At 70.3% G+C, this 19439-nt stretch carries 18 protein-coding genes; 6 read left to right on the forward strand and 12 right to left on the reverse strand.

Annotated features, from left to right (window positions below; genetic code table 11):
• The first annotated feature begins 274 nt into the window (after nucleotides 1–274).
• Nucleotides 275–1363: an MFS transporter gene (locus tag C6376_RS16355; protein ID WP_254075961.1), complete on the forward strand. Its 1089-nt coding sequence runs from the start codon at nucleotides 275–277 to the stop codon at nucleotides 1361–1363.
• Between the two features lie 490 nt (nucleotides 1364–1853).
• Here C6376_RS16355 and C6376_RS45220 read toward each other — a convergent pair whose 3' ends face one another.
• A complete protein-coding gene (locus tag C6376_RS45220; protein WP_254075962.1) occupies nucleotides 1854–2096 on the reverse strand; it encodes a hypothetical protein in 243 nt (80 codons plus the stop codon).
• Nucleotides 2093–2278 carry a hypothetical protein gene (locus C6376_RS45225; RefSeq protein ID WP_254075963.1) on the reverse strand — a complete coding sequence of 62 codons (186 nt, stop codon included), beginning with the start codon at nucleotides 2276–2278 and terminating at the stop codon, nucleotides 2093–2095. Before C6376_RS45225 ends, C6376_RS45220 begins: the two co-directional genes overlap by 4 nt.
• 292 nt (nucleotides 2279–2570) lie before the next feature.
• Between C6376_RS45225 and C6376_RS16370 the strand changes: the two genes are divergently transcribed.
• The 4 genes from C6376_RS16370 (at nucleotide 2571) to C6376_RS16385 (ending at nucleotide 4822) form a co-directional block, all read left to right on the forward strand.
• On the forward strand, nucleotides 2571–2951 hold the full coding sequence (locus C6376_RS16370) for a VOC family protein (protein WP_107444089.1): 381 nt from the start codon (nucleotides 2571–2573) through the stop codon (nucleotides 2949–2951).
• A gap of 157 nt (nucleotides 2952–3108) precedes the next feature.
• The gene (locus C6376_RS16375) at nucleotides 3109–3891 is read left to right on the forward strand and encodes an MBL fold metallo-hydrolase (RefSeq protein ID WP_107444090.1); all 783 of its coding nucleotides are present in this window, start codon (nucleotides 3109–3111) and stop codon (nucleotides 3889–3891) included.
• 37 nt (nucleotides 3892–3928) lie between these two features.
• The gene (locus tag C6376_RS16380; protein WP_107444091.1) at nucleotides 3929–4321 is read left to right on the forward strand and encodes a nuclear transport factor 2 family protein; all 393 of its coding nucleotides are present in this window, start codon (nucleotides 3929–3931) and stop codon (nucleotides 4319–4321) included.
• A gap of 75 nt (nucleotides 4322–4396) precedes the next feature.
• Nucleotides 4397–4822, forward strand: coding sequence for a PPOX class F420-dependent oxidoreductase (locus C6376_RS16385; protein ID WP_107444092.1), 426 nt, complete (start codon nucleotides 4397–4399; stop codon nucleotides 4820–4822).
• Nucleotides 4823–4900: 78 nt separating this feature from the next.
• On the opposite strand, the gene C6376_RS16390 is transcribed toward C6376_RS16385, so the two are convergent.
• From C6376_RS16390 to C6376_RS16405, 4 genes are all read right to left on the reverse strand, one after another.
• Complete coding sequence (locus C6376_RS16390) at nucleotides 4901–5416, reverse strand: MarR family winged helix-turn-helix transcriptional regulator (protein WP_107444093.1); 516 nt, start codon at nucleotides 5414–5416, stop codon at nucleotides 4901–4903.
• Between the two features lie 221 nt (nucleotides 5417–5637).
• Nucleotides 5638–5910 (reverse strand): hypothetical protein, encoded by a 273-nt coding sequence (locus tag C6376_RS16395; protein ID WP_107444094.1) that lies wholly within the window; start codon nucleotides 5908–5910, stop codon nucleotides 5638–5640.
• Between the two features lie 393 nt (nucleotides 5911–6303).
• On the reverse strand, nucleotides 6304–9330 hold the full coding sequence (locus C6376_RS46145) for an RICIN domain-containing protein (protein ID WP_107444095.1): 3027 nt from the start codon (nucleotides 9328–9330) through the stop codon (nucleotides 6304–6306).
• Between the two features lie 101 nt (nucleotides 9331–9431).
• A complete protein-coding gene (locus tag C6376_RS16405) occupies nucleotides 9432–10862 on the reverse strand; it encodes a glycoside hydrolase family 43 protein (RefSeq protein ID WP_107444096.1) in 1431 nt (476 codons plus the stop codon).
• Nucleotides 10863–12377: 1515 nt separating this feature from the next.
• Here C6376_RS16405 and C6376_RS16410 point away from each other — a divergent pair.
• Complete coding sequence (locus C6376_RS16410; protein WP_107444097.1) at nucleotides 12378–13862, forward strand: ricin-type beta-trefoil lectin domain protein; 1485 nt, start codon at nucleotides 12378–12380, stop codon at nucleotides 13860–13862.
• Between the two features lie 186 nt (nucleotides 13863–14048).
• On the opposite strand, the gene C6376_RS16415 is transcribed toward C6376_RS16410, so the two are convergent.
• From C6376_RS16415 to C6376_RS16440, 6 genes are all read right to left on the reverse strand, one after another.
• Nucleotides 14049–15065 (reverse strand): LacI family DNA-binding transcriptional regulator, encoded by a 1017-nt coding sequence (locus tag C6376_RS16415; protein ID WP_254076387.1) that lies wholly within the window; start codon nucleotides 15063–15065, stop codon nucleotides 14049–14051.
• 167 nt (nucleotides 15066–15232) lie between these two features.
• The gene (locus C6376_RS16420; RefSeq protein WP_107444099.1) at nucleotides 15233–16219 is read right to left on the reverse strand and encodes a macro domain-containing protein; all 987 of its coding nucleotides are present in this window, start codon (nucleotides 16217–16219) and stop codon (nucleotides 15233–15235) included.
• 89 nt (nucleotides 16220–16308) lie between these two features.
• Nucleotides 16309–16632, reverse strand: a complete 324-nt coding sequence (locus tag C6376_RS16425) for an adenylate cyclase (protein WP_107444100.1) — start codon at nucleotides 16630–16632, stop codon at nucleotides 16309–16311.
• Between the two features lie 72 nt (nucleotides 16633–16704).
• Nucleotides 16705–17466 carry a nuclear transport factor 2 family protein gene (locus tag C6376_RS16430; protein WP_107444101.1) on the reverse strand — a complete coding sequence of 254 codons (762 nt, stop codon included), beginning with the start codon at nucleotides 17464–17466 and terminating at the stop codon, nucleotides 16705–16707.
• A 159-nt stretch (nucleotides 17467–17625) separates the two neighbouring features.
• Nucleotides 17626–18537, reverse strand: coding sequence for an SDR family oxidoreductase (locus C6376_RS16435; RefSeq protein ID WP_107444102.1), 912 nt, complete (start codon nucleotides 18535–18537; stop codon nucleotides 17626–17628).
• A 46-nt stretch (nucleotides 18538–18583) separates the two neighbouring features.
• The gene (locus tag C6376_RS16440) at nucleotides 18584–19432 is read right to left on the reverse strand and encodes an NAD-dependent protein deacetylase of SIR2 family (protein ID WP_107444103.1); all 849 of its coding nucleotides are present in this window, start codon (nucleotides 19430–19432) and stop codon (nucleotides 18584–18586) included.
• Nucleotides 19433–19439: the final 7 nt, after the last annotated feature.

Consider the following 19439-nt stretch of genomic DNA (forward strand, 5'->3'; position numbering starts at 1 on the left):
CTGAGGCTGCCCCCGGCGCCTGACTACGGTTTCCGCAACCCGCACGGCGTTCGCCTCGCTGGTCCCCGACTGCTCAGTCCGGCCCCCAAAGGAACGAAGGCGAGACCGCATCATGTCCTGCACTGCTCCAATCCGGGTGAGGGCCGGGCACCCGGTCTCCAAGACCGGCGCCCGAAGGGGCGCGACCCTCGCGTTCGCCGCGCAAGGCGTGTCCGTCGCTGCCGTCTACACGACCGTCCCAGCGGTCACCGAACACCTGAAACTGGCTCCGCTCGTGACAACCACCCTGATGGTCGCGGTGGCGCTGACGGCTGGGGGCGGCAGCTTCCTGGGGCTGGCCGCGATCCGCCACGCCGGTCCCGTCGCCACGATGCGCGGAGCCGTGCTGACGGCCGGCGCCACGCTGGTTCTGATCGGGTGGGCCCCCGACGAGGCGACCGTCGTCTGCGCGTACGTCATCTTCGGGCTTGCAGTCGGTGCCCTGGACGTCGGTGCCAACACCCGGGCAGCAGCGATCGAGCGCGCCTACGGCCGCAGCGTCTTCGGCTCCTTCTACATGGCATGGAGCGTGGGAGGCGTGGTCGCGGCCCTGCTCACGGCGGGGGCTGCCCGGCTGGAGTGGCCCGTGGCCGCCGGCCTGAGCGTGCAGGCCGGCATCGTGCTGCTCCTCGCCGTCTGCGTGCGCACGCATGCCCTGCCCTCTTCCCCCGCGGGGCCGTCGGACAGCCCCACGCAGCCGCCGCTGGGGCGCCGCCTGTGGATCCGGCTCATCCCGTTCGGCCTGGTCCTCCTGGTCGTCTACGTCGTCGACTCCACCGTCTCGGCCTGGTCGGCGGTCTACCTGCGCCGGACCCTCGCCGCGTCCCTCACCGTCGCTCCGCTGGCGTATGCGGCCTACCAGGCCGGCACAGTCATCGGTCGCGTCGCCACGGACAGACTCGTGCAACGGTTCGGAGGGGTCGCCGTCGTACGCACCGCTGCCCTGCTCGTCGCAGGTGCCCTGGCAGGCATGGCCACGGCACCGAGCTGGCCGTTCGCCGTTCTCGCGGCCGGGGTGGTGGGCCTGGGGGTGTCCGTGCTGGCTCCGCTGTGCCTGGCCTCCGCCGCGTGGCTGCGTCCTGCGGCCTCGGCGGCGGTCCTGGCACGCCTGAACCTCTTCAACTACGCCGGTGTCATCACAGGTGGCGCAGTGAGTGGGCTCCTCGGCTCCACCGGCCGGTTCCGTCTCGCCTACGCGGCACCGGCCGCCCTGGCGGTTCTTGTCCTGGCCGCGGCCCGCCACTTCACCCAGCAGCCTCCACGCCCGGCCCGAGCGGAGAATGTCCCTCCCTTCGACCGGGCGGATCCTCAGCCACTGGGCTGAGCGGTCCCACACCGGGTGCCCGATGAGAAGCTTGGCGTCGTCCGTCCGGACGCGCCGGCGCGCGGATGCTTCCCTCGGGCAGCTCGATCTCGGTCACCTCGAAGGGCAGGCCGCCCAGCCCCAGCGGCGGACCCGCACAATGTCGGGGAACACGACGGCGCCGTCCGGGGTGGCCCGCGCGGGTACGGGGGAACCGCCCCTGGGGGCCGTCTGCCCAACGGTCTGCCGGCCCGCAGGTACCGGCAGGTGGCTCGGACCTGCCATCCCCGCGCGCAGCCGACGGAGAGGCCTGCCGAGCGAGGCGTCTGGAACGGCTGGCTGCTCCGGATGCGCTGCTTGCAGACGCGTGGCTCGTGACTGTCGTTACAGAGGCTCTACCCCCCATTTTCGAGGCAGAGCCTCTGCCCGTCGGAAGAGCAATCCGCTGCGGCCGGCTTCGCATCCCGCCCCGAGCCGGCGACTCAGGCCGCTTCCGCCTCCGTTGTCGTCCTCACAGGGCGTGTTGAGGACACGTTGGGGATACAACCACGCGGGCCGGCTGGGCCGTTTGGACGGCGGTGAGGATGTTGCTCGCGAAGATATGGCGGTCCTCTTCCGAGGTGATCGGCAGGTGGACGAACACTCCTGCAGCACCGCGGTAGGTGTCGGTCAGGTCGGCGGGGGAGGAGTGGGCGGCGGCCACGACGCGGGCGCCGTCCACGACGGCCTGCTCGTTGCGGGTCACAGCGGTCACGGACCTGCCCGCGGCCGTGAGGGCGGAGGCGACGGGGCACCCTGGGCGCCGGTGGCGCCGTGAATTGCGAAGCAGTACGCGCAGCCCGGAACGCAGCCGGTACAGGGGTTGATCACATAGTCGTTCGACGGGGTCTTCGACTTCTGGATCAGGGTCTTCGCCTCGATCTCGACCGGTTCCATGAGGGGCTCCCTCTCCGTTGCCGGCCGCCCGCGCCCGGCGCGAGGCGGCTGGACGCCAGACCTGCATCACGAGGAACAATAATCTCTGGAAGTTGATTCCATGGAATCTAAATGGTTTGCTGGGTGGGCAACTGGTCCGGGGCCTCGATCTCCCGCCCCGCAGGCGGGCGCTCGTGAGCCGTTCCGGAGGAGAGCCTCGATCACCCCCGGATCAGCGGCGATCACCCCCGGATCAAGCACACCCCGGAGAGTCATGTTCGTTCCCAAATGGGACTGTCAAGGAGTGAGCGTCATGACCGTTCCCGCCTTCAACTCGGTCGCCTGGTTCGAGTTCGGCACCGACCAGCCGGAGAAGGTCAAGAAGTTCTACGGCGAGCTGTTCGACTGGAACTACGTCGCCAACACCAACACCCCGGGCGTCACCTACCACTCGGTGATGCCGCCCGGTGCCCAGCAGCCGACGGGCGGCGTGTGGGAGTCCGAGGGCGGGTTCCCCAACTATGCGATCTTCTACGTCCTCGTCCAGGACGTCACGACGACCGTCGAGCGCGCCGGTGAACTGGGCGCCGAGGTGCTCATGGAGCCGGTCTCCGACTCCGCGGGCTTCACCTTCGCCCGGCTGAAGGACACGGCCGGCAACCACTTCGGCGTCTTCTCCGTGCCCACCCCCTGACCGGCTGCGCGGGCCGCCGCACGACACCCGCCCGACGGTCTGTCCCGCAGCACGGACGACAGTCCTTCTCCTTCCGCCCCTTCCCTTCTCGTCCCCTCCCCTGCCGGAGCCACCCGCAGGGCTCACGTCCGCACAGTCCCCCGACCGGGAGGCCCCCATGTCCGGCATCAGCGCCGTCAGCGACAGGATCCCCGTCCACGTATACGGCGGCCCGACCACCCTGATCGAGTACGGCGGGCTCAGGTTCGTCACCGACCCCACCTTCGACCCGCCCGGCGAGTACCCCATGCCTCTCCCCGGTGACCACAAGCTCGTCAAGACCGACCCGTCGCCCGTCACCGCCGCAGACCTGGGCGGCATCGACGCCATCCTTCTCTCCCACGACACGCACGACGACAACCTCGACAGCGCAGGCCGGGCCTTCCTGCCCGAGGCCCCCGTCGTCCTCACCACCGAAAGCGGCGCCGGTCGTCTCGGCGGCAACGCGCAGGGGCTGGCCTTCTGGGAGACCGCCGAACTCCGGAGGCCCGACGGCGGCACCGTGACCGTCACGGGCGTCCCCGCGAGGCACGGCCCCGTCGGCTGCGAACCGGTCACCGGCGACGTCGTCGGCTTCGTGCTCACCTCCGACGACCTGCCGCCGGTCTACGTCAGCGGCGACAACGCCGCCCTGGAGCACGTCACGGAGATCGCCGGGAGGTTCGCTCCTGTCGACACCGCGGTCCTCTTCCTCGGCGGAGCCCGCATGGCCTTCGCCTTCGACAACGCTCTGCTCACCCTCGACAGTGCCCAGGGCGCCAGGGCCGCGCAGATACTCGGCGCCCGCCGGGTCGTCCCCGCCCACTACGACAGTTGGGCCCACTTCAAGGAAGGCCGAAACGAGATCGAGGCCGCGTTCACCGAAGCCGGCCTCGCCGACCGCCTCGACTTCGCCCGATAGCCACCGCCCCCGCACAAGAACCCAAGGAGAGCACGACGTGACCAGCGCGAACATCGACATCGCCCGCACCTACTTCCAGGCCGTCCAGACCGGAGACATGGCCGCTCTCGGCGGACTCCTCGACGCCGACATCGTCTGGCACCAGCCCGGAGACAACCAGTTCTCCGGCGAGCACAAGGGCCAGGGCGCCGTTTTCCAGATGCTCGGCAGCATGATGGAGACCAGCCGGGGCACCTTCGCCATCGACAAGATCCACACCCTCATGGGCAACGGGGACCTGGTCACCGCCACCATCCACTTCACCGGCCGCCGCGACAACGCGTCGATGAGCATGGACGGCGTCGACCTCCTGCGCATCGAGAACGGCAAGATCGCCGAGATGTGGCTCTTCTCCGCCGACCCGGCCTCCGAAGACGCCTTCTGGGGCTAGAGCCGTGGTGCCCGGGGCCGACGCGGCCCCGGGCACACCCACGATGTGATCCGTACGCACACGAAAGGCACCCGCATGCGGAAGATGACCGAGCAGCAGTGGCGGGCGTTCGTCACGTACGGCACCCGTACCGGCAAACTGTCGACAGTCCGCGCCGACGGCAGCCCTCACGTGACACCGGTCTGGTTCCTCCTCGATGGCGACGACATCGTGCTCACCACCGAGAAGAACGGAGTCAAGGGCGGCAACCTCGCCCGCGACGGACGGTTCGCCCTCTGCGTCGACGAGGACCGGCCCCCGTACGCGTTCGTCCTCCTCCAGGGCCGCGCGACGATCTCCGAGGATCCGGACGGCATGCTGCGCTGGGGTGGTCTCCTGGGCGCCCGGTACATGGGCGACGACCGTGCCGAGGAGTACGCCGCGCGCAACGGTGGCCCCGGCAGCCTCCTCGTCCGGGGCCGCATCGACAAAGTCATCGCCTTCGCCGGTATCGCTGACTGAACTGTGGGCCGACGGGCCGGGGCTGTGTGTGTCCCGCTCCGGCTCGTCAACCCACGGGCACTGCCGGGCCGTCGCGGCTCACGATGCCGGCCCGCCGGGCTGCTTCGGTGCCCGCATGGCCGGCACCGGAGTCTGTGCGGCGGCCTTCCGCTCCGCGTCCAGGGCGCGTCCGGCTGCTCGCAGCGTGCTGAGGACCGCGGTCACCTCGCGTACGGACCGCTCAGGAATCACCGACCCGATACGCAGTTCCAGCTCCTCCTCGAAGACCTTCAGCGCCCCGTCCACCAGCTTCCGGCCCGCTGAGGTCAGTTCGACGATCGAGGAACGGCGGTCGTTCGGATTGGGCCGCCGCTCACACAGGCCCGCCGCCTCAAGACGATCGACCACCTTGCTCGCGCCGCCCACCGTGATCGAGAACTTCTCCGCGATGTCCTGCACCCGCCGCCCGGGCTGCTGATGCAGCAGGTGCAGCACCTCGAACGAGGTCAGCGGCAGGTCGTACTCGGCCTTCAACCGCCCCTCGATACCGTCCCACAGCTCGATCTCCAGCGAGACCAGCTCCCGGTACAGCAGCTTCAGGTCGGCGTCCGCCATCACTCAACTTCCGTAGAACTATCTTCCATGGACAGTTAATGGTAGCTACTGTCAGACGCGACGCACTCGCGACTTCGGCCCCGGAACCAACAACACCCCGCCCCTGTGTCCTCCAACCTCTGGTGAGCCATGGCATCGCGTCGGCGGTAGTCGCGACAGGCTCATACGTTCCTCGTTCGCGTCGTTCGTGGCGCGCTTGCCGTGGCTGCCCGGGACACGGGTCAGGAGCCGTCGGCCCGGTGGTCGCGGACGCGCTCGGCCAGCGGCGGCGGTGTCTCGTCCAGACCGCCGACCGCACCGCACGCGATGCGGGCGCAGGTTCCACGACAGGCGAGCAGCTGCCTGCCGTCCCGGTGGGAAACCACCACCGCCTCCGTGTCGGGTGCGTTCCGGTAGTCGGTCGTGCAGATGAGGCAGGCCAGTCCGGAAAGCATCTCCGCAGTCGGTTCGGGGCGGCCGCGGCGGTGGCCGGAGATCGAGTCCTGTGAGTACATGCGTCCGCATCCTCTTGATCGGTTCGGGGGGCGTACGCCAGATGCCGGGACGCCTCGGAGGCATCCCGGCAACCGGGGAATCCGCTATCGCGCCGCGCGGCGCCTGACGCTCGAGGGGGTGTGGCTGTACGAGCCAAAAGGCATGGTGCGGCTCTCTTCCGGCCGGCTCCGACGTGCGCCGGCCTGTGCCGTTCTCCGAGGGCGACGCCGAAACGGGTGACGGCGTGCGAGGTGCGCTCAATGCCGCAACCGTACCCCCTGCGCACCCCGCGTGAGCCGGACCCGGACTCCGGGACCGCCGCCGGGAGCGTCACCCGGGCTCCCGCCTGTTCCTGGACCTCCCGGTCCGCCGCGGCGGCGTCGGGGGACGCCGCCGCGGCGGGGGAGGGCCGGTCAGGAGGAGGCGAACGGCGTGGAACCGTCGTCCGCGACGAGGCGCCACAGGTGGTCGGGAGTGCCGTTGTCGTCCCACTGCAGGACCGGGGCGCCGGACGCGGTGGACATGCTCTGGACGCCCAGGACCATGCCGCTGTTCTTGTTGACGATCTTGCTGTAGCCGCCCCCGGCGTCCACCAGGGACCACAGGTGGTCGGAGGTGAGGGTGTCGCCCCACTGGAGTGCGACGGCGCCGGCCGTCTTGGAGGCGTCCTTGATGCCGAGGACCTGGCCGCTGTTGGCGTTGAAGATCTTGTAGTAGCCGTTCTCGGCGGGGACGATCTTCCAGTGGTGGTTGGCCGTGGTGTCGGCCGTCTGCTGCTGGGCGGCACCACCCGCGCTGATCGAGGAACCGGAGATGCCGAGCTCCAGGTTGCTGTTCTTGTTGACGATCTTCACGGCCGGGGTCTCCGGGTACCAGGACTCCAGCTCGGTGACGCCGACGAACTTGCCGGCCTGGGGCGTGAAGACGACCCGGAACTGGGACGTCGTGATCGTCGGGAACGTCACCTCGTTGACGTTGTTCGCGACCGGTGCGGCCGGGCTCCTGGTCTGGTTCGGGACGTTCACCCATGAGCCGTTGTCGAGATACTGGACGGTGTAGCTCGCCGGGACACGGATGTTCGCGCCGTCGTCGTAGGTGTAGAACTTCACCTCGTTGATCTTGCGGGGTGCGCCGAAGTCGACGCCGAGGTGGTCGGTGGAGTTCGGCGAACCGGAGTTGGTCCACCGGTCGTCGGGGGTCTTGTCGTAGCGGATCCAGCCGTCGGTGGCCCGCAGCGGGGCGTCGAAGGTGGTGGGCTTGCAGGTCTGGCCGCTGTGGCAGTGCGGGCCGTTGGAGACGGTGTTGGTGTAGGAGGCGAAGGCCTTCGGGTAGGGCTGGGTGATGGCGCGGCCCAGCCAGTCCTGCTCGGCGGTCAGCGGGTTCGCGGCCACGTTCATCATCCGCGCGGGCTGCGCCGGGGTGACCGGGGAGGCCACGTTCACGGTGGTGTTGCCGAGGGTCGCGGACTGGAGGATACGGCCGCCGTCCTGGAAGACCTGCAGGCCGCTGCCCTTGCCGTAGTGGGTGCCGTCGCGGTCCCAGCGGATCGAGTAGGTGTGCCCGTGGTACGGCAGGCTCTCCACCGCGAAGTAGTCCCAGCCCGCCGGGATCAGCGGCTTCAGGACGAGAGTGTTGCCCGCCTGCGGCTTGATGCCGAGCAGCCCGGTGAGCACGAGGTCGTTGAAGCTGGAGTGGTTGTAGTTCTCGCTGAAGTTGAGGCCGTCGTAGATCCAGTCGCCGGTGTCGCCGTTCGCCGCCTCGGCGATGTAGGGCTTGCCGTCCTTGTGCTGGAGGTCGGCGAACTGGGCCAGCATGGTCGCGTAGTCGGCCTTGGTGACGTAGCTCTGCGCCGGGTAGTCCTGGAGCAGGTTCGCCATGCCGGTGAGGACCTGGCTCGTCTGGTAGGGCCAGCTCGGGCCGTTCCAGTGGCAGCAGTTGGCGTCGTCGCGGTTCTGCTGGGCCGGGATGGCCTGGTAGTTGAAGTACGGGTTCGCCGTGATGCGGTCGAGCTCGGCGAAGCTCGTGCCCTTGGCGAACTTCAGCGTGTTGGCCCCGGCCTTCAACGGGACCTGCACGGTGACGGCCTGCGACTCCGAGAACTTCTGCCAGGCGCCGGTGGGCGCGTAGCTGACGGTGATCGGGTGCGCGGTGTCGTCGTTGACGACGAGCTGGTGGGTGGACGTGCCGCTGGTGCCGTTGGCGTAGTGGACGGTCACCGGGTACGTGCCGGCGCCGGGCGCGTCCACGGTGAACGTGACGTAGCTGTCGGCGAAGTCGATCTGCCCGATGTACTGGCCGTTCGAGGCCGTCGACGAGGTGAACAGGTTGGCGTGGTTGCGGGTGGCCTGCTCGGCCTCGAAGTCGTGCACCCGCTCCAGGGTCGTGGGCCCGAACGGCGCCTTGAACCTCTTGGGGTCCGCCAGGTACTTCCACGCCGACGAGTACTGCGCGTCCGGCAGGTTGAACGCCCAGGGGGCGTAGCCCATCAGCTCGCGCCATGTCGTCCGGGTCTGCTGCAGGGCGCCGTTGGTGCCGTCCGTGTTGTAGACCTGCATGAAGAAGTTGCGCTGCGGGTCCCAGAGCGAGTTCTGCACCGCTGCCTTGAGCTGCGCGGCCTTCGCGTCGTAGTCGTTCGCGGTCGCCGTGTCCCCGGTCATGGTGGCGATCTTGCTGATCGACTGGGCGGCGGCGTACATGTACGCGTTGATCGTGGGCCGGTAACCGCGGCCGCCGCTGAACCAGTTGCTGCTGTGCATCGACGTCTCGGTGTACTCCGTGGCGTCGGACAGCGGGCTCTGGTGGTAGAGGTCGCTGGTCGACTGGGTGCCGTTCACCGTGATGTCGGTGGTGAAGTTGGAGTCCCACCGCTTGTACAGGGCGATGAGGTGCGGGAGAGCCGACTTGATCTGCGCGGCGTCACCGGTCGCGAGATAGCGCTGGTAGGCGGCGCTCGTGATCCACTCGCTGAAGTTCCGTGCGCCCGGGTTGCCCGCGCCGCGCAGCCAGAAGTCCAGGTAGTCACCGGCGTAGTCGCGGTTGTGCAGCCAGCGTCCGTCCAGCAGGTGATAGCCGGTCGCGTCCGGGAGCGCCGTGTACGGGTTGCCGGCGTAGCCGATCGGCACGTCGTACTCGGTCGACACGTACCCCGTGCCCGGGACGGTGTAGCGGAGCGCGCGCTTGTAGGTGCTCCACCGGTAGTAGTAGACGTCGTCGATGTCGTTGTCGGGGGTGTCCACGAACGGGATGTTGTCCTTGTACCACTGCCGCTCGTCGAGCTGGTTGGCGGCGAGGATCGCGTCCTTGTCGAGCGCGACGGCGTTGGGGTCGTCGGCTGCCTGGGCGGCGGTGGCCCCGGGCCCCACGGCCAGCAGGGTCGTGGACAGCAGAGAGCCGCACAGTGCGGCCACCAGACGGTTGCCGGGTCTGAATCTCTGACGCATGTGAGGTGACCTCCATCGGGCACTGATGCGTTGGGTCGGCGTGCGCGGACCGAGATGCCGGCGCTCGCAGCGGAGCGCCGGCATCCGGTCGGGTCGTCGGGTCAGCTCGTGACGCGGAAGGTGGCGTCGCTGCGTCCGGTCGCGGTGGTGATCGGGTCCAGCCGCAGCTCGTAGGCGTAGTGGCGGATGTAGCGGTCGGGGTAGTTGTACGACTGGAAGGACGACCAGGTGGAGTCGGCGAGGCCGGCGACCTGACGGAAGGTCGCGTCCGCGGCGAACTGGGCGGTGCCGTCGTTGTAGGCCAGCTGGAAGTCGAAGTTGGAGTGGCGCAGGAAGTGTCCGGGGAAGTTCACCGACTCGAAGGAGACGGTGCCGGTGCCCGCCAGGCCGGGCCTCATCCGGAACTTGGCGTCCTCGCTGGTGACGTTCTGGTCGATGCGCACGTCGAAGTTGGTGTGCCGGACGTACCGGTCCTGGAAGTTGTACGACTGGAGCCGGTTGGCCGGGGTGTTGGGCCAGCGGGCGAGGACACGGCTCTCCTCGGCGGCCGTCAGGTTCATGATCCAGCCGTGGCGCTTCTTCGTGCCGCCCATGTTGTAGCTGCTCGACGTCTGCTTCTGGTAGGCGGCGGGGTTGGACGGGTCGGTCGTCAGGACCGGCATGTAGCCGCCACCGGTGGCGTACTGGTCCAGGTAGAGGGCCCACTTGTTGGTGCCGTTGAACTTCATCCACATCGGGCCCTCGACCATCGACCCGGTCAGGCCGATGCCGGAGAGGTTGCCGAGGTTGGTCCACGTCCCGAGGATCGAGTTGCTGCCTTCGAGGGTGATCTGACCGTCGCCGGAGGCCCGCACGTAGCGGTAGTTGCCGACACCGGCCGGGACCTCGATGATCTGGGTGTCGATGATCTCCTGGGAGCCGGGGCGCTCGATGTAGGTCTGCGGGGCGCTGATGGTGCGGAAGTCGCTGGTGTGGGCGTAGAAGATGCGGTGCTTGGTCGCGCCGTTGAGGGGCACGTTCGTCGCCCAGTACAGGACGTAGTCGTTGCTGGCCGGGTCCCAGATCGCCTCCGGAGCCCACGCGTTGCGCCCGTCGGGGATCGCGCCGGCGACGTTCAGCAGCCGCGGCTGCGACCAGGTGACGAGGTCGGTCGACTCCCACACCACGAGGTTGCGGCTGCCGTCGTTGATGGACTGGCTCCAGGTCTGTCCGCAGTCGATGCACAGGTCGGTCGCGATGATCCAGTACTTACTGCCGTCGGGGGATCTCACGAACGCGGGGTCGCGCACGCCCTTCGTGCCGACGGTGGAGCGCAGGACCATGCCGCCGCCGTTGAGGTCGCTCCAGTGCACGCCGTCCGTGCTGTGCGAGAGGTACATCTGCTGGTTGGTCGACCCTTCCCCGGTGAAGTGCACCATCAGGTAGCCGGGGTCGGCGGCGGCGGCCGGTTGCGGTGTGGTCAGGGCTTGACCTGTGAAGAGCAGGCACGCGGCGAGCAATATCGCCGACAGCCGTGCGCGCAGCGCGGACATGTACGTCTCCTGTCGTTCTGCGGATGACTGCGTCGGCCTGGTGGTGACCGCTGTGGCGTGGAGGGGATGCCGTCGCGGCCCTCGGGCCGGGAAACCTGCGCCGCCGAGTCCCGTTCGGCCGAGGCAAGTTGTCCGAAATATCGCACAGTGTTCGTATGTTCGGGCAGACGGTAAGTGTGGGAAGCAGGATGCGTCAATACCTCCGACGTCCGTGAATTCCGGGGAGCCGAAGCGGGGGTCGGACTCGACGCGAGCGCCCCGACTCGGGCACCGCCTCTGCGGGGTCCCGTGCCGCGGTCGGACGCTTCGGTGGAGGGCGGTGCGCTCCGTTCTTCCTGGTGGGCGCGGTGGACGCGTAGGCGGCAGGTTGACGCGAGGTCGAACCTACGGGTTTCCGGGGGCGCGGCGGACGGCGTGTGAGAGGTATTGACACCCGCGCAGTCACCTCCTACCTTCCCTTCACGTGAACCGGTTCGACGAAGGAGTCCCGTGAGCCTCGGTGGGACGGCCGCACGGGCCGGTGTCCTCGCGGAGCACCGCGCCACCGGTCGGCGCCCACCGCACCGCACACCAGTCGACGTCACCGGTGGCGCCGTGGAGGCGGCGACCGCCACCGTGACGCCTCCCCGTCTCGGGACGCGAGGGTGAGGAGCATCTTGGCGGCGTGCCGCTCGTAGCGGCCGGGGATTCCGACGGCGCAGCGGACGCCGGCCAAGTCCGGCCAAGCCCGCCCGCCGGGACGGGTGGCGGCGATCGCCTGCGCCATCGGCTCCCGCGCGCGGCCTCGACCGCTCCGCCCCCCGCCTCAGCACCCCGGCCTGTGGCCTCGACCGCCCCGCCCCATCGCCCCGGCGCGCGGCCTCGACCGTTCCGCACTGGCGGTCCCGGCCCGGCAGTACTGCCCTGGCGGTCCCGGCGGCCCTGGCCCGGCCCTCTGCGGCGGTCGGCGCCCACCGGATGCGCGCCTGGTCCGCCCGCGCGATCCTCCGCCGATCGTCGCCTTCGCGAACTCCCGGTGCGCGCAGCCGAATCGGGAGGCTGCGGCGGCTGATCCCGCCGGTGCTGTCGGAGACGGCGGACCGCCTGAGCCGCGAGGTGGCCGGCCTTGACGTCCGCTCGCCGGAGCCGACCTCTCGCGTCGGCGGGGTCGCCGTCCCTCGGAGTCTCGCGCTCACCCACGCGCACCTCGCCGGCCTCGCGCCTCACCACTCCCCGTCCCCACCCGTCCCGGGTCTCCTTCCTCCGTGTGCGGTGACGCATGGGCCCGGGTCCGGCGCGAAGCGCGGCGACGGTGACGGCGGCGCCGGGACCGGGACCGGGAACCCCACGCGGTCACGGGTCTTGTCATCGGTGCGGGTACCGTGCCAGTGTCCGGCCCATGGTTACGTAACCATGGGCGGTTCACACGGGCCCGAGTACCTGTATCCGGACCGGACCCGGACCCTGGTTCCTCACTGCCTCGGCTCAGGTGACGAACCCGCACTCCGCCCCGCGATTTCCGTCACTGGAGACGACATGACCAAGACCCCGACGAGGTCGAGAAGACTGGCCAGTGTGCTCATGGCCGGCTTCGGCGCGACACTCATGCTGCTGACCGCCCCCGCACCCGCCGTCGCCCGGCCGGCCGTCACGACGTCGGCCGACTCGTACGCGCCCACCAAGCCCGCGCCGAAGGGCGGTACCAGTGACTTCCGCGGGGTCAACTGGGCGGACCCGCGGGACAACTACGCCAGTGACGCCGTGGTGCCCAGCGGGCTGAAGGTGACCGACAACTACCGCACGGTGTACCGCACCACCGGCCGTATGGTGAGCGGCTTCAAGAAGAACCTGGGCGCCAACACGCTGCGCCTGCCGATCAACCCGGCGACCGTGGGCACCACCTGGTGGAAGTCGTACCGGGCGACGATCGACGCGGCCACGGCCCACGGTGACAAGGTCATCGTCAGCTACTGGGAGGCCGACACCAGCAAGGACGGCCTGGTCGACGACACGGCCTCCTGGAAGAAGATGTGGAACACCGTGGTGCGGGAGTACAAGCACAACCCGCGGGTCTACTTCGAGCCCATGAACGAGCCGCACGGCTACACCCTGGACCAGTGGGTGTCCGTCACCAGCGGCTGGCTGGCCCAGCACAAGGACGTCCCGCGCGGTCGTGTCGTGATCAGCGGTACCGGTTACAACGACAACGTCACCGGGGTCGGCGCGGCCCGCGCGCTGCGGGGAACGCTGCTGTCGCTGCACTTCTACGGGTTCTGGAACAGCTACACCCAGCAGTCGGACTGGACCGCCGACCTGGAGGCCCGCCTCGGCAAGTACGCCGGCCGGACCATCATCGACGAGGCCGGCGCTCCCATGACCATCGGTCTGAACTACGGCGCGTGGAACGGCAACATCTACACCTCGTATCTCGCGGCCGTGGCGAACACCGCCCGCAGCAAGGGGATGGGACTGGTGTACTGGCCGGGCCTGAGGTTCGGCGACGCGTACTCGATCGAGTCGCTGGACTCAAAGGGCAACCTGGTGGACAACAGCGCAACCGGAGTCGCGCTGCTGCGCTGGGGATACGGCTTCGGCAAGACCCCGCCCGTGAACAACCTGCCGCCCGCGCCTCCCGGTGAGGTTCTGCGCGGAGTGGGCTCCGGCCGCTGCGTCGACGTGCCCGGCTTCAGCACGGCCAACGGCACCCAGCTCGACCTCTGGGACTGCAACGCCGGCGGCAACCAGTCCTGGAACTGGAACGCGGCCAAGCAGTTCACCGTCTACGGCAACAAGTGCATGACGGTGGGCGGCACCGGAGCCTCCGCGGGAGACCCGGTGGTCATCTCCGACTGCACCGGCGCGACGGCGCAGCAGTGGAACGTGAACGCGGACCTCTCGGTGACGAGCGTCGCGAACCCGGCGCTGTGCCTGGACGCGGCCGGAGCGGGCACCGGCAACGGCACGTCGGTCGACGTCTGGTACTGCAACGGAAGCACCAACCAGCAGTGGGCCAGGAGCTGACGCCTGCGCCCGAGGCCCGGGACAGTAGCCCCCCGGCGACCGACCCGACCCGGGGCCCGGGACCTTGACCGGGGGCTCGGGTCAGGGGCTCTGGCCCCTGACCCGGGAGTCTGACCCTCACCACCGACTCGACCACTGATCCGAACCGTGCGGGCCCGGCGATCACTCTCGCCGGGCCCGTACCGGTCAGGGCCGCCGTGCTTCGCCTTCCGGCGAGGACGGCGGCTTTCCGCTGCTCGCGCGGACGATCAGCCGGGTCGGGACCAGGGTCTTGTCGACCAGGTCGGGCCCGGTCCGGTCGATCTTGGTCAGCAGCTTCTGCAGGCTGAGCCGGCCGACCGCGGCGAAGTCCTGCCGCACGGTGGTCAGCGGCGGCCAGAAGGCCTGGGTCTCCTCCATGTCGTCGAACCCCACGACGCTGACGTCCTCGGGAATCCGGCGGCCGAGCTCGTGCAGGGCACGCATGACGCCGAGCGCCATGTGGTCGTTCGCGGCGAAGATCGCCGTGACCTCCGGCCGCCGCCCCAGAGTGAGCCCGTGCAGGTATCCGGAGCGGGTGGTCCAGTCGCCGTGCAGCACCGGGGGCGCGACGATGTCGGCTTCCTGCAGTGTTTGCCGCCAGGACTCGACCCGATGGGCCGCGGAGAACGAGGTCAGGGGTCCGGCGATGTGCCACACCTGCCGGTGACCGAGTTCCAGCAGGTGTTCCGTCGCCTGACGGGCGCCCTGCGCCTGATCGGTGTCCACCACGGTGTAGCCGGGGCCGGTGTCGGAGTCGACGACCACCATCGGCACCCCCGGCGGGAGGCTGAACTCCGCGTCGTCCAGGAGATGCGCCTCGAAGACGAGGATCACCCCGTCGACGGCCGCCTCGCTGAGCCGGTCGTAGGCGCCGGAGAGCCTGCCCATCGTCGGGTCCGGCACGGGGATGAGGGTGACGGCGTACTTGGCGCGCGCGGCTTCCTTGGCGATGGCGTCGAGCGTGCGCGTGTTCCCGAACGTCCTGAGCGTGAAGGTGATGACGCCGATCGTGTTGAACCGGCCGCTCTTGAGCGCGCGTGCGGCTCCGTTCGGCCGGTAGCCCAGCGCCTGCATCGACTCCACGACCCGCTGCCGGGTCGCCGGGTCGACGTTGGTGTGGCCGTTGGACACGCGTGACACCGTCTGCGGCGCGACACCCGCGTGCCGGGCGACGTCCGCCATCGACGGCCGGGGCCGTCCGGACCTGGACCTTTCCCCCATCGCGATGATCCCCTGTTTCCTTGTTCCGCCTGTTTCCCGGGCCCTGACGACAGCCTAGGCCCACTGCCCGGGGGTCTGCGGCACGAGGCCCCGCCCGCCTCCTCGCGCGGGATGCGCACGACCGTGGATCAGGGCCGGGCGCCTTCGCCGAGGGCGTGCCGGTAGGCCTGTTCGTCGTCCTCGCCGAACACGGCGAACACGACGCGGTCGAAACGGCCGAGGTGGGCGTCCAGCCAGTCGGTGACCGCGCGCAGCGCGACGGGGGCGGCCTCGCTCCTCGGGTAGCCGAAGACGCCGGTGCTCACGGCGCAGAAGGCGAGGGTGCGGATGGTCTCCACCTCGGCGGCGAGGTCCAGGCAGGCCCGGTAGGAGGAGGCGAGCACCCGCGCGTCATCGGCCCGTGGACGGCCGTCGACGATCGGGCCGACCGTGTGCAGGACGTACCGGGCCGGCAGATGGTGGCCGCGGGTGATCTTGGCCGTGCCGGGCGCTTCGGGCGCGCCCTGCAGCGTCATGATCGCGTGGCAGTCGTCGCGCAGCCGGGGGCCCGCGGCGTTGTGGAAGGCGTTGTCGATGCAGGGGTGCAGCGGGCGGAAACAGCCCAGCAGGGCGCTGTTGGCGGCGTTGACGACGGCGTCCGCGTCCACAACGGTGAGGTCTCCGCGCCACAGCACGGTGCGGTCTCCGGCCGGGAGGAGGGACCCGGGAAACCGTTCCTCGATCGTGGGCAGAGTCTCCACCCGGACGGTCGGCCGCAGGACGCGCTCCCCGCCCAGGAGCGCGTCCACCGCGTCGTTCGCGCCCTGCGGCAGCGGTCCGGGCCCGCGGACCGTCAGCACCGCACGAAGCAGCTCGCGGGCCGTCGCCGCGTCCATGCCGTCGAGGTTCCCCGGCGAATCGGCCCGCAGCCCCAGCCGGTGTACGGCCGGATCGGCGGCGAGCAGGCGCAGCGCCGCGCGGACGTGAGCGTCCAGCCGGTCGGCGGCCGCGGGGGCCGTCGCCGGCCGGAAGGGCTCGTCCAGGGCGACGGCCTCCCGGTAGGCGGTCAGAGGCAGCGGAGGGGGCACTGCCTCCGTGCCGGCCAGGACGTCGGACTCGGCGCGGGACGCGTTCATCAAGGGCTCCGGGCGGTGCGTACGGACAGGTCGTGCCGACGGCCCGGCGCGTGCACGTCCTCGTGCGCGGGCCGGGCCGTCGGCGGCGGTCAGAGCTGTTCGAGCGTGCCGGCGTGCAGCTCGCCGATCCGGCCCCCGGCCGTCTCGTACGTCCAGAAGGCGTGGACGGTGGAGGTGTTGAGGTTCATCGCGTGGGTGACGGTCATGCCCGACTTCTCCACCCAGCCGAGCAGGAAAACGCCGGGGGCGACCTTGGCCGTGTGCAGGATGACGTCCTCGCTCGCTCCCGCGCCGGGACCGGCGACGGTCTCGTAGTGCAGGGTGGTGCCGTCGGGGCCGTAGGCGTTGTGGAAGACGACGCCGTTGTCGACGCTGAACCGGTACGTCTTGCCCGCGTAGGTGGGGCTGCTCATGCTGTGGCGCTCCCTCGGTGCGTCCGCCGGAGGTCGGGGGTGTCCGGGGTGTCCGGCGGTGTCCGGTGTCGGTCAGAACAGGCCGTTGCCGTGCGGCAGTTCGGACGGTACCGGTGCGATGACGTCCCAGTGCTCGACGATCTTGCCGTCCGCGACGCGGAACAGGTCGTAGTAGGCGACCGCGACGCCGAACTCGCCCTCGGACTGCGTCAGGACGAAGTCGCCCTCGGCGATGACCTTGTGGACCTTCTTGTAGACGAGGTTCTTGCCCTGTTCGGCCCACTTCGCCGCGGCCGCCCCGAAACCGTCGAGACCGTCGGCGGCCTCGGTGTTGTGCTGGTGGTAGGTCTCGGTGGAGATGTAGTCGGTGAGCACCGAGTAGTCGGCACCGACGAGGACCTTCTCGGCGAACCCGGTCACCAGGGCGCGGTTGGCCTCGGTCTTGTCGACGTCGGTGACGGCGGCGGGGCCGTCGGTCTGGGAGCGGCCGGAGACGGTGACCTCGACCTCGGGGGTCAGGGCGTCCCAGTGCTCGGCCAGCCTGCCGTCGGCGTCGACGCGGAAGATGTCGAAGCCGACGAGCGGGTCGGGGCCGAACCCGTGGTAGGTGCCGTGCAGGGCGACCAGGTCGCCGTCGGCGATGACCCGGGCGCCTTCGTAGCGGAAGTCCTCGCCGAGGCCGGTCACGAGTGCGCGCAGCGCCTCGGGGCCGTCGGCGGCGAGGGCGCTGTGCTGCGTGTAGTCCGTGGCCGCCCAGCGGTCCACGGCGGAGGGGTCCTTGTCGCCGAACAGCTCCGAGGCGGCCTGGAGAACGGCGTTCTTTGCGTTGCTCATGACGGTCTTCCTTGCGTGGGGGACCTGTGCGGGATGAACCGGAGGTCGAGTGGCGATATGTTCAAACTAGGCCGCTGCGAGGGGTCAACCGGGGCAGAAAAGGACTTCTGATGCTCAAAAAGCGACAGCTCGAGACTCGTGGGTGCTGACGCGTGTGTGTCAGCCGAGGGCGGCGCGGACGACGTCGGCGAGGGGTGTGGCGGGGTGGCCGGTGAGGCGGGGCACGGCGTCGCTGACGCCGTCGAGCTCGCCGGACGCGATGGCCGTGTAGGTGGACACCCAGGCGTCCAGCTGCCACGGCGGGGCGCCGTAGGAGGCACGGGAGGCGTAGGCCTCCTCGAGCGTCTCCGGCCGGTAGGCGACCGTGCGTCCCAGCTGCTCGGACAGGATCACGGCCGCTTCGTCCAGGGTCAGGGACTCGGGGCCGGTCAGGTCGTAGGCGACGCCGGTGTGGTCGTCCGGACGGGAGAGCACCGCGGCGGCCGCGTCGGCGATGTCGTCCTGGCCGACGAACGCGGCACGCCCCCGTCCGGCCGGACCGCGGATGACGCCGTCCTCACCGACCAGGTCGGGGACGAACTCGGCGTAGAGGTTGTCCCTGAGGAACGTGTACGCCAGTCCGCTCGCCCGGATGTGCTGCTCGGTGTGGAAGTGGTCGCGCGCCAGGGTGAAGGCGGCGTCGGGGGCCGCGCCGTAGAACGAGACGTACACCAGATGGCGCACTCCCGCCTCGGCGGCCGCGTCCACGAACGCCCTGTGCTGGGCGAGGCGGTCCACGCTCTCGGAGGCGGACACCATGAAGACGGTGCGGATACCGGCGAGGGCCTCGGTCACCGCGGCCCGGTCGGCGTAGTCGCCGCGCACGGCCACCGCGCCGGGCAGTCGCGGAGCCCGCTCGGGGCGGCGGACCACCAGGGTCTGCGGGACGCCCCGGTCGGCCAGCCGCCGGGCCACCCGCCCGCCGAGACGGCCGGTGGCCCCGGTGACCGCGATCGTGGGGGCGGACACCTCCGGTGCCGCGGGTGCTGCGGATGTCTCGGATGCCTTGGATGCCTTGGATGCCTCGGACATGAATGGGTCTCCTCGCGTGGTGACGTGGGCGCCCCGCCGGAACCCGTCAGGGATCGAGCCGGTCGAGCAGCCGGTCCGCCCCGAGGGGAACGGACAGGGCCCGCTCGCCGAGGTCTGCGGGTACGTCGGGGTGTCGGGGGTTGATCCGGACGAGCCGGGCCCGGGGCGTCCGGCGCACCACGTCCTCCATGGGCAGGCGGATCACCCCCGGGGTATTGAATCCGGCGCCGAGTTCCAGGACGAGCAAGGTGCTGTCCCTGGGCGCGTCCTCGAGCCACCGCACCAGCCGCCGCCCCGCCGGCAGATAGGCCCGGTCGACGAACTCGGGACCGACCCGGACGTTGGGGAAGACCTCGCCGCCGCAGTTGGGGCACCGAGGCAGCGCCCGGGAGTCGGTCACCCGGCCCGTGTCACGGTCGTAGGCCGCGAGGATCGTGTCGAGGAACGGTTTGCTGGGCCATGTCTCAAGGGTGCACGGGACGGTGCACTGCAGGCGGCCGTAGTCGCCCTGCGGGGTGAAGACCCGGTCGGGGGCGAAACCGCTGCGGGCGAAGAGGGCGTCGACGTTGGACGTCGTCACCCAGTGGTCGCGCTCGCCCACCAGCGTCCTCAGCCGCCGGTACAGGGGGTTGGGGCCCGGGCTGTGACGGATGTCGTCGATGTGCACGGCCCAGTACCCCCACATCATGTCCTTCGGCAGGGGCGCGCCGAGCAGGTAGCGCGAGCGCAGACCGAGCCGGTGGAGCCCGGGCAGCAGTTCCCTGAAGCGTTCCGCGTCGCCGTAGTCGTAACCGGCCGCCGCGCTCAGACCGGCGCCGGCCGCGACCAGGACCCGGTCGGACTCCTCCAGCCACGTGCGGATCGTCTCGTACGCCGCCCCTGCCACCCGCGCCATCGCCCTC

Source organism: Streptomyces sp. P3 (genome assembly GCF_003032475.1).
GTDB lineage: Bacteria > Actinomycetota > Actinomycetes > Streptomycetales > Streptomycetaceae > Streptomyces.

Coding starts and splice junctions, on each gene's coding strand:
- C6376_RS16430 (WP_107444101.1), bottom strand. CDS start 17,466: ATGAGCAACGCAAAGAACGCCGTTCTCCAGGCCGCCTCGGAGCTGTTC.
- C6376_RS45225 (WP_254075963.1), bottom strand. CDS start 2,278: ATGGAACCGGTCGAGATCGAGGCGAAGACCCTGATCCAGAAGTCGAAG.
- C6376_RS16410 (WP_107444097.1), top strand. CDS start 12,378: ATGACCAAGACCCCGACGAGGTCGAGAAGACTGGCCAGTGTGCTCATG.
- C6376_RS16390 (WP_107444093.1), bottom strand. CDS start 5,416: ATGGCGGACGCCGACCTGAAGCTGCTGTACCGGGAGCTGGTCTCGCTG.
- C6376_RS16375 (WP_107444090.1), top strand. CDS start 3,109: ATGTCCGGCATCAGCGCCGTCAGCGACAGGATCCCCGTCCACGTATAC.
- C6376_RS46145 (WP_107444095.1), bottom strand. CDS start 9,330: ATGCGTCAGAGATTCAGACCCGGCAACCGTCTGGTGGCCGCACTGTGC.
- C6376_RS16425 (WP_107444100.1), bottom strand. CDS start 16,632: ATGAGCAGCCCCACCTACGCGGGCAAGACGTACCGGTTCAGCGTCGAC.
- C6376_RS16415 (WP_254076387.1), bottom strand. CDS start 15,065: ATGGCGGACGTCGCCCGGCACGCGGGTGTCGCGCCGCAGACGGTGTCA.
- C6376_RS16405 (WP_107444096.1), bottom strand. CDS start 10,862: ATGTCCGCGCTGCGCGCACGGCTGTCGGCGATATTGCTCGCCGCGTGC.
- C6376_RS16440 (WP_107444103.1), bottom strand. CDS start 19,432: ATGGCGCGGGTGGCAGGGGCGGCGTACGAGACGATCCGCACGTGGCTG.
- C6376_RS16370 (WP_107444089.1), top strand. CDS start 2,571: ATGACCGTTCCCGCCTTCAACTCGGTCGCCTGGTTCGAGTTCGGCACC.
- C6376_RS16420 (WP_107444099.1), bottom strand. CDS start 16,219: ATGAACGCGTCCCGCGCCGAGTCCGACGTCCTGGCCGGCACGGAGGCA.
- C6376_RS16435 (WP_107444102.1), bottom strand. CDS start 18,537: ATGTCCGAGGCATCCAAGGCATCCAAGGCATCCGAGACATCCGCAGCA.
- C6376_RS16385 (WP_107444092.1), top strand. CDS start 4,397: ATGCGGAAGATGACCGAGCAGCAGTGGCGGGCGTTCGTCACGTACGGC.
- C6376_RS16395 (WP_107444094.1), bottom strand. CDS start 5,910: ATGTACTCACAGGACTCGATCTCCGGCCACCGCCGCGGCCGCCCCGAA.